The organism is Okeania sp. SIO2F4 (assembly GCF_010672385.1).
Classification (GTDB): domain Bacteria; phylum Cyanobacteriota; class Cyanobacteriia; order Cyanobacteriales; family Microcoleaceae; genus Trichodesmium.
In genome coordinates, this window is sequence record NZ_JAAHGT010000369.1 from 1 (window position 1) to 8832 (window position 8832).

General features: G+C 36.6%; 9 protein-coding genes and 1 pseudogene. 6 read left to right on the forward strand and 4 right to left on the reverse strand.

Annotation, left to right across the window (positions count from 1 at the left end):
• Nucleotides 1-168 precede the first annotated feature (168 nt).
• The 3 genes and pseudogenes from F6K22_RS21710 to F6K22_RS21720 form a co-directional block, all read left to right on the forward strand.
• Nucleotides 169-319: pseudogene (locus tag F6K22_RS21710) on the forward strand (IS1 family transposase); the annotation flags it as partial.
• A gap of 330 nt (nucleotides 320-649) precedes the next feature.
• Nucleotides 650-1045 carry a helix-turn-helix domain-containing protein gene (locus F6K22_RS21715; protein ID WP_293102546.1) on the forward strand — a complete coding sequence of 132 codons (396 nt, stop codon included), beginning with the start codon at nucleotides 650-652 and terminating at the stop codon, nucleotides 1043-1045.
• Between the two features lie 164 nt (nucleotides 1046-1209).
• The gene (locus tag F6K22_RS21720; RefSeq protein ID WP_293102549.1) at nucleotides 1210-1428 is read left to right on the forward strand and encodes a transposase family protein; all 219 of its coding nucleotides are present in this window, start codon (nucleotides 1210-1212) and stop codon (nucleotides 1426-1428) included.
• 560 nt (nucleotides 1429-1988) lie between these two features.
• Here F6K22_RS21720 and F6K22_RS21725 read toward each other — a convergent pair.
• From F6K22_RS21725 to F6K22_RS21735, 3 genes are read right to left on the reverse strand one after another with little or no spacing between them, the layout of a single operon-like run.
• Entirely contained in the window at nucleotides 1989-2279 is a 291-nt protein-coding gene (locus tag F6K22_RS21725) for a hypothetical protein (RefSeq protein WP_293102552.1), read from the reverse strand.
• 54 nt (nucleotides 2280-2333) lie between these two features.
• A complete protein-coding gene (locus F6K22_RS21730; protein WP_293102554.1) occupies nucleotides 2334-2789 on the reverse strand; it encodes a hypothetical protein in 456 nt (151 codons plus the stop codon).
• Nucleotides 2790-2799: 10 nt separating this feature from the next.
• Nucleotides 2800-3810, reverse strand: coding sequence for a PEP-CTERM sorting domain-containing protein (locus F6K22_RS21735; RefSeq protein WP_293102557.1), 1011 nt, complete (start codon nucleotides 3808-3810; stop codon nucleotides 2800-2802).
• A 188-nt stretch (nucleotides 3811-3998) separates the two neighbouring features.
• On the opposite strand from F6K22_RS21735, the gene F6K22_RS21740 reads away from it, so the two are divergent.
• Nucleotides 3999-4181 carry a hypothetical protein gene (locus F6K22_RS21740; RefSeq protein ID WP_293102560.1) on the forward strand — a complete coding sequence of 61 codons (183 nt, stop codon included), beginning with the start codon at nucleotides 3999-4001 and terminating at the stop codon, nucleotides 4179-4181.
• Nucleotides 4182-4898: 717 nt separating this feature from the next.
• Here F6K22_RS21740 and F6K22_RS21745 read toward each other — a convergent pair.
• Nucleotides 4899-6977 carry a cation:proton antiporter gene (locus F6K22_RS21745; protein ID WP_293102563.1) on the reverse strand — a complete coding sequence of 693 codons (2079 nt, stop codon included), beginning with the start codon at nucleotides 6975-6977 and terminating at the stop codon, nucleotides 4899-4901.
• 587 nt (nucleotides 6978-7564) lie between these two features.
• Between F6K22_RS21745 and F6K22_RS43120 the strand changes: the two genes are divergently transcribed.
• Both F6K22_RS43120 and F6K22_RS43125 read left to right on the forward strand, forming a co-directional pair.
• The gene (locus F6K22_RS43120; RefSeq protein WP_375340183.1) at nucleotides 7565-7750 is read left to right on the forward strand and encodes a protein kinase domain-containing protein; all 186 of its coding nucleotides are present in this window, start codon (nucleotides 7565-7567) and stop codon (nucleotides 7748-7750) included.
• A gap of 132 nt (nucleotides 7751-7882) precedes the next feature.
• Entirely contained in the window at nucleotides 7883-8281 is a 399-nt protein-coding gene (locus F6K22_RS43125) for a formylglycine-generating enzyme family protein (RefSeq protein WP_375340184.1), read from the forward strand.
• Nucleotides 8282-8832 lie beyond the last annotated feature (551 nt).

Below are 8832 nucleotides of genomic sequence, written 5' to 3' on the forward strand. Positions count from 1 at the left end.
GGTTTTTCCCACAATCATCAAACTGTTTGCACCACTTTTCAAAGCAAGGGGGCATTGCAGCAGGGGTTGTTTCTCTCATAGAAGAGCGATCGCTTCGACGTAAAATTATTGATTTACAAGCATTATAGTCTAATTTGGCCAGTTAAGTTGTGTAAGTCCCACTAAGCGCTGTCTACGATCCTGGAATTTCCTTTGTGTGGCCATTAGAAAACTCAGGTATTGCAGAAAGACCAGTAAAGGAAGTCAACGATATTATTGTTTTGAATGCCTACAAACTTTTAGCGATACTTTTGACACTCTGCACTATCGTAGAAAAATTCAAAATGTAAGTAATAGCTCAAAAAAAGACATAATTTTATAATTTAAGTCATAGTATGAGCGATCGCTAAAAAAGACATAATTTTATACTTTAGGTCATTTTTTTGATCTGAAAAGACTAGCGAATTTATAAAAGATAGGAATATAGTATTTAACAAAGATAAGCTTGAACATCATATCTTTAGGAGTAAAAAATTAACTTGCTCCTAGTGATTTAGATGGAAATTTAATACCTAGCTTGCTTGGTATACAAATTTCAATATGTCTAGATATTTTAAAGATATGAAATAGAGCTTAATTTGAAAAAAATAACCTTCAAGGATAATTATCAATGGCTAATCTAAGTATTACAGATTTAAACTCCGAGCTGATGGCTAAAGCTATTGCCAATGCTAAAGCACGTCGTAACAATTCTGTTTCAGACCTTACTGAAGAACAAGCAGCAGAAGTTTTAGGTGGTTTTAGTACTATTGGTCCTGTTGATTGTAAAGGTTTAATATGTCCGCCCTTTGATGTGGCCAGCATCTTGTTTGATATTGATCCCAGCCAGGCACATCATTGGGTTCATCGTTTACAACCAATTTTAGAAGTAGCCCTGGGAGAAAAAAAAGTACTACCCGAGGGTGAAATTAATTGTGTCCAAGTATTTATAGAGCGTTTCCCTGGAGTAGAACGAGTAATAATGGATGGCACACAACGGCCAGTGCAACGACCCACTGACTCATAAAAACAAAAACTGAATTATTCGGGAAAAAAAACGTCATACTCGCAAACATCTAGCAGCAGTAGACCAAAACAAGCAAGTGTTAGTATTAACTCAGGCACTTTAAGGAAAGTTACATTCACGAAAAGTTCCATGACTCAGAAAAGCTAATAGGAAATATACCGGTCGTGATTGCGATTGAAGTCGATAGTGGTTTTCAAGGTATTCAACACCAGTATGAAAATATCCGTATCCCCCATAAAAAGACGAAGGGAGGGGAATTAAGTGAGCAACAAAAATCGGAAAATAAGAAATTGAGCCAATCAAGGGTGATATGTGAAAACGCCTTTGCGGGTGTTAAACGTTATGGAGCTCTGAGCCAAATTTACCGTAATCACGCTTATTGATTTTGATGACAAATTAATGTTAACAGCAACTGGACCCGTGGAACCTATACCTGATGGCAGCATAAATAATCAAATCACTAACAAATATATCTGTTTTCATTTTCTTTTTGTCCTAATCTAAGTTATTTCCCAACAACTCTATTGGTTATGGCGGCAGCCAATGTATGGTATTACTGTTGATCAAAAACTTCTGTGATCAATAATTGGCAAATTAAGAACGGACTCAATAGAAATTTTTCAGCCCCCCTTCCTAATACCGTTTCACGGAAGTCAAAAGTCGTAGGGGCGAATTGCCATTCGCCCGTACAAAAGCGAGTGCGTAATTTTGAGGTTTCCTACGGGGCGCCTACTGTGCGGAAGTAATTCCGCACACAGCCCCTCCAGAATGTAAGACGCACATCTGACAGTTAAAAGTAAGATTTTATAGGCTCAAAACTTTGACTATACAGGACTTACGCTTTCCCAACCAAGAAACCGGGTTTATTACCCTGATTATTTGTTATTCAAACCACAAAATTTCCTTGATAAACCTGGTTTCTGCGTAAGGAAATTATTTTACATTAGACATAGGCGTGAAAATAAAAAATCAAATCAATTCTTATCCATAAATTATCAATTACTTCTCCCTGTTCCCAGTTAAGTGTTCCCTGTTCCTTCTTTTCCACCAGAGGTCTATTAGGTTGTGAACCATTGGAAGTAATGCTTAATTCTTCAGTTGGACCTGTGGCAACAGAGAATGCTCCGGCGCGAAAATCGAAACCTGTCGGAATATTGCTAGGCTCCCACACTTTTAATGCTTCTGATGCCAAATCTATACTTCCACTGTCATTTTCATCTGTTAAACGGAACATAGAATCACTAAATAAATCTAAGCCATATAAACTGCTGCTATCTGAATTCTCTGATTAAGTCAATGCTCCCACAGCAGTAGTAGCGATCGCATTACTACCGTTCAAACCGTAGTCAATATCAGCAATATTGCCGGTGATATCATCAAAAGCAGCTATCAAGTTGTAGACGCTAACATTCAGTGGATTAGCATCAGTGGCAGGGATTAAGGTACTAGCTAAACTTGTATCCTGCTGAAGCGTGAGAATGGCTTGATAATTCTTGCCTGCTAATGAGGAAAAGTCATCTGAATCGAACTTTAAGAAAGAAAAGGTATCTTGAGGACTTAAACCGATAGTTGTTGCTTTATCTATTAAAAGTCGAAAATCACTGTTAGCGCTGACTGCTTCCCGGAAGGTATAGTAAGCATCGTCAGCTAAAATATTTACTGTATCTGCATTAGCTCCAGACTGAAAGCTGAGAACTGTTACAGTTGCTAAACTCACACCTACAAATAATTTTTTTGTCAACATTTTAAACTCCTTATTTTTGATAAGATTTGCCTTTTAAAAATGAACTTGCTCCTAAAAAACCGAATGTTAACAGCCCAAAAATTGAGCCTGGTTCGGGAACTTGAAGTGGATCTATAAATCTAGCACTGACACAGGCAGTCGTACACTCTAAAGACTGCCGAGTGTAAATATCTGTAAAACTTGCAAATTTGGGAGATCCAACGGTTATATTAGTAGAAACAACACCATCTCCACCAGTCCATAAGATATTGCCATTACCTAATTCATAAACTCCCCTAATACCTCTATTCGCTACTCCCTGAACACTCGTATAGAGACCAATTTCAGTGCCGTCGGAATCATATTCATAAATTCCCGCAGGGTTGGAAAAGCCAGCAGCCAAAACATTGCTATCGCCACGGGTCGCTAGTTGTTGGGGAAAATCTATTCCTGTTACACCGTCAGAATCGTGAAATGTTCCTAAAAACACCCCATCCAAACTATAACGTTCGAGATTTTCATCGGCAACATTACTAATTAATAATTCCCCATTGTAAAAAAGTATATCATAGGGAGATCCTATAGCAAAAAAGTCTAAATTATTGCCATTAGTGTCAAAAGTAACAATTCCTGCTCCCGGTGCATTGTTATTTGTGCCAGCATTAGTCACATAAACGCGATCGCCAATGAAAGCCATTCCCCGAATATTATCTAGTCCACTACTAATCGTACTTAATAGTTTACCGTTAAAATTGAAACGAAAGATAGAGTCAGCAAGTTGATCGCTTACCCAGATTTCATTATTAACTTGGATAGCGTTAAGGGGAGTTTGAAAAATTCCCGATCCATCAATAAAGTTGTCATCGACTAAAGCTCCATCATAGGAATCAAACAAAAGAATACTATCGTTTAGGGAGTCGGGAATCATTAACAACTGCGCTCCTTGAGCTAAGTTAGCGCTCCCGATTGTTCCTAGGATGGTCAAACTGCCAAAAAGTAAATGAGAAAAAGATTTTAGCATCAGTTGAGTTTCTCTGAACATCGTGCTTTGACTTATTAATATTTTATTGTATTTATTAATTTATGCTACAATAGCAAGGTTTTCAATAAAAGTCAACAATAAAATTTTAATAAAATATTAAAAATACTGTTTTTATCTATAAATTCAAATCGTCAAATCATTACAATTCAGACCAAATCCGTTTTAGTAATACCAAGCGTGAAAAAAGAATGTTACGAATAGTAAGGGGAATAAAAATATTTTTCAGAAGATTTCCCTTTGACAAAGCGGTGCGACCCCGCGCCCTCCGGGTTCGGCAGTTGCTTCAAGTCGGGGAACCCGCCCAACGCACTGCACTCACCGTCTCACGGCGCAAGCGGTCGGAACGAGGCGTTTTGCTCCGCAACATGTAAAGCGGAGCAGCTCTGCACTCTTCGGGTCTCCTCGCCATGGGAACGCCGACCAAGAGAGGGAACGCGCACCAAAAGAAAAAGATAATTTCAGAGCTAAAAAATGGTATTAAAGGCATTCCCATACGACTCCTGTACGGGCGATTCGTGCGCTCGCCCCTACGACTCCTGACTCAAACAAAAATCCTCTAGTCATTTGTAGCAAACATTTATCAAAATGGTATAACAGGGTATTTATAAAAGCCGAAGTCTTTGTCTAATAGATTGGTGGATAGGCTAAACAGTATAAAATAACTCGACTTTGTATTAGACGATAAAAATTTTTAGATAATATAAATTTAAGGCTCATCTTTTTATTAATAATTTTTATTAAGAATTTATTTTAATTAATTAAGTTAAAAATACTCATACAAATTTTCGGCCTTGTCATAGGACTTAGGTAGTACAAGGTATTTTCGTCATTGTGACCGACTCTTAAGCAATCTCAAATCCTAGTTTTTCGTACCTCATGCGTAAGTCCTAATTTAGTTTCGCTTCGCTTACAAAAGTATAAAATGTAACTAAAGACAAAATACTATTCCATAGCATTATGGTTGACACCAAATCCTGCGATCGCCAATCAATGTTTGCATTTATTAAGTATTCAACCAGACATGATATAAAAAATAAGAACAACTCTGTAAAACTTTATTACTGTTTCCTATTCCCTGTTCCTTCAAATCAAGAATAAGGCTCTCCAAATATAACTACTGAACAAGTAATTTCTGCCAGAACTTTAGTAGTAACATCACTAACAGATAATCCTGCTGCGGTACGTCGTCGCATGGAGCGTAATACTACTAATTGATATGATTTTGCTGCTTTACTAATTACAGGAGCAACATCATCATAACGAATAATTTTAATTCTCGATTTCACCTGAGTTTTTCCTTGAGAAATAAGTAGAGAAAGTTGGGAATGAAACTTAGTAATTTGTTCTTTAGAAGTCTGGCGGTCGCATACATGAAGTAGAGTTACAGAAGCTTGATTAGTATCAGCAAAAAGTTGAGCAAAACGTACAGTTCTTAATGCCTGGGGAGTAATATTTTTAACTGGTACTAAAATTCTATTAATATTCATCGGATTGTCCAACAAACGTACCACAGCTACCGGACAATGAGCAGACCAAAATACCCGGTCTATTATATTTCCAAATAAACGAGCTTTAATACCAGTAGTCTTGTGCCAACCCATGACAATTAGACTAGAATTTTTTTCCCGTGCTGTGCGACTAACACCTTTAGCAAAATCATCATAAATTCGGATTTCTGGAGTAGCTTCAACTTCAAAACTTTGACTAATTTCCAAAGCAGAACTTAACCTTTTACTGCTCTGTTGTAAAGCCAAATTTAACTGAGGAGAATCCATATTGACGTAACCTTTAACTATGGATAAAGGAATCATTAAACCTCCCTCATGTTTTGCCAACATTGCTGCCATTTCAATTAAATATTTTGTTTGTTCTGGAGAAAAATATACTGGCACTAATACAACAAACTTATGGTTAACAATTCCATCAACCCTCTCTGTAAAACTATTTGGAACTTGCTGATGAGTTTCCCACCAAATCAAAGAATTATCTGATGTAAAATCTACCTCTGGCAAAGAAATTTTACTCGCAAATTTAGCAGTAATAATCGGACCCAAAATAGATGTTACCAACATCAAAAAAATTACACTATTAAATATTACCTCTGGCAATATTCCTACTTGTAAACCCACCAATGCAGCAGCTAAAGTAGCAGCAACTTGTGGCATTGATAGAGACCACATACTCATAGTTTCATACCAATTATATTTATAAATCTTTTTTGCTAAAAATGCAGCTAAAAATTTACTCCCTAGCAAACCAAAAATAATTGATAAAGTTAATTCAAAGCTAGTCAAAAAAGTATTAACAAAAGCCGACATATCCAGCAATAATCCCATATCAACAAAAAAACAAGGAATAAATAAAACACTCCCAACAAACTCTATTTTTTCCTTGACCGGACTTTTACCCACCACATCATTAATCGCTAAACCTGCCAAAAAAGCACCAACAATTTGATCGACATTAATCAATGTTGCACCCAAAGCAGCAATAAACACAACCAACAAAACAAACAAAAATTGATTACTTTCTTGATTAGTAGTTCGCTGGAAAAATTGTTTACCCACCCATTGAAAACCCCAAAGAATTACTCCCGAATAAATAGCCAAACTTCCCAATTGAATTGCCAAACTAATCGCCGAAAAATTACCAGCATTAATCGACACACAAATTGCCAGAACTAATAAAGCAGCAATATCAGTAAATATTGTCGCCCCAATAGTAACAGTAATTGCTTGATTTCCCACGACACCCAACTGCTGCACAATGGGATAACCTAAAAGAGTATGAGAAGCCAGTAAAGAACCTGTTAAAATTGCAGCATTCCAACCTAAACCAAATATTTGGGCAATTAATGTACCAGTAATCAGTGGGAATAAAAATGTAGCAATGCCAAAACCAAGAGAGCGGTCTTGATTTTTTTTAAATTCTATTAAATCAATTTCTAATCCCGCGACAAACATCAGATAAACTTTACCAATATCTGATAATAACTTCATGGTCTCTGTTTCCGGGTCGAGTAATTTTAATCCATCTCCACCTAAAATAATTCCTGCCACTAATAAACCCACTAATCCAGGAAGTCGGAGACGCTCAAACAGAGGTGGGAGAGTTAAAATTACTAATAAAAGAATTGTAAATGTAAAAATCGGATTTTGTGAAAGCAATTTTGTTATCCTCTAATAAAAAAAATATTCTATTACCTCTACTTTATAGTAAGTAGTAACAATTGAAGAAAAAAGAAGGTAAGCATTCAGCACTCAGCTATCAACTATTGCTTTTAATTCTAGATAAAAGCTTTACTAATTGTTGAAATTTATTTTGTTTGTAGTAGGGCTTTAGCCCATTAAATATTTATTTTATTACTCAAGTCCTACTACTAGCTGAATACTGAATACTGATAACTGATAACTGAAAAAAAGGGGCTTGACAAAAAAACTTGACATGGTAATATAAATATAATGGAAAAGGTGCGCTCATATATACTCAAATAAATTAGGTCAAAAAAACCATTGCCCAAAAATTATTTGAGAGAGAAGCAGAAACTTTATACAAACTAAGCAAAGACTCAGACCAAAGACCAAAACTATTTGCCCATTTCCAAGAAGGAACAGAATTTTACCTAGTCCAAGAATATATAGAAGGGCACGATATCAGCAAAGAACTAACACCAGGGAAAAAATTAAGGGAATCTTATACTATTACTCTACTCAAAGGAACATTAGAAGCATAAGAAAAAGCTCATCAAAATAAAATTATCCACCGAGACATCAAACCACAAAATTTGATGCGTCGCAGGTCAGACAACAAAACAGTATTGATAGACTTTGGCGCCGTAAAAGAAATAAGTGTATTAACCAAAGCTAACCAACCAAGTGTAACAACTTTAACTATTGCAGTAGAAACACTAGGTTATATGCCAAGTGAACAGGCGATATAGCTACCGCTAGGCTCCGCCAACGGTAAACCAAAACTGAGTAGCGATATATATGCAGTAGGAATAGTAGGAATAAAAGCACTCACAGGCAAAGACCCCCAAAATTTACCCACAGACCAAGATACAGGAAATATAATCTGGCGGAACCAAGCAAAAGTAAGTAACAGTCTGGCAGATATATTACCCGCATTATTTGTGAGAAATGCGGGTTATGCTGATGCACCGAAAGGAAAGTATCGAAAAGAAACAACAGATGTGGCAATTTTTCCACCCAATGCTTTTGGTTTGTACGATATGCACGGCAATGTCTGGGAATGGTGCGCTGATGATTGGCATGATAATTATAATGGTGCGCCTACAGATGGAAGTGTTTGGTTAGATGGAAATAATAATCGTTCTCCGCTGCAGGGCGGTTGCTGGCTCAACAATCCTAATTACTGCCGTTCTGCTTCTCTCGACCTCTACATTAGGCGCGACTTCCACCTCAACTTTGTTGGTTTTTGTATTGTGTGGTCTGGCCGGAAAACTCTGTAACCCTTTTCTCTTTTCCTCCCGCAAAGCGCGGAAAATTTTTTTTCAGAGTCAGAAAAGTCTTAGAAATACAAGGATTTTGCCACAGATGAACAGATGAGAGAATCTGCATTTTGTGGAGCTACTAAAAAAGTCGGCCAGGAAAGGAATTTCCCCTTGCATCGGAAAAAAAATCATAGTAGTATGTAATTAATGGGGGCTTTTCGTACAGGGAAAACGCATCTAATTTTTTTGACAAATGACCAAAATTAGAATTGGAAAATAGAATATGCGATCGCAAATGCGATCGCATTCCGTAGGAAAGAGGACTGGAAGTCTATCGCTGCTCAAATCACCATCAAAAAACACCTAAACTTTCAACGGTCAAAACTATCAAATAAATTTGATAATTAATAATAAAAAAAAACACTCTTAAACTAAATATTAGAGTTTCCGTATTGGATAATTATCCTAGTAATAATAGAAATTTTTCACTACGGAAACTCCAGCCAAAAAAGAGTATTTATGAGTATTTTAGTGAACTAGAAGAGCCGAGGGTAGATAGAACTAAACGT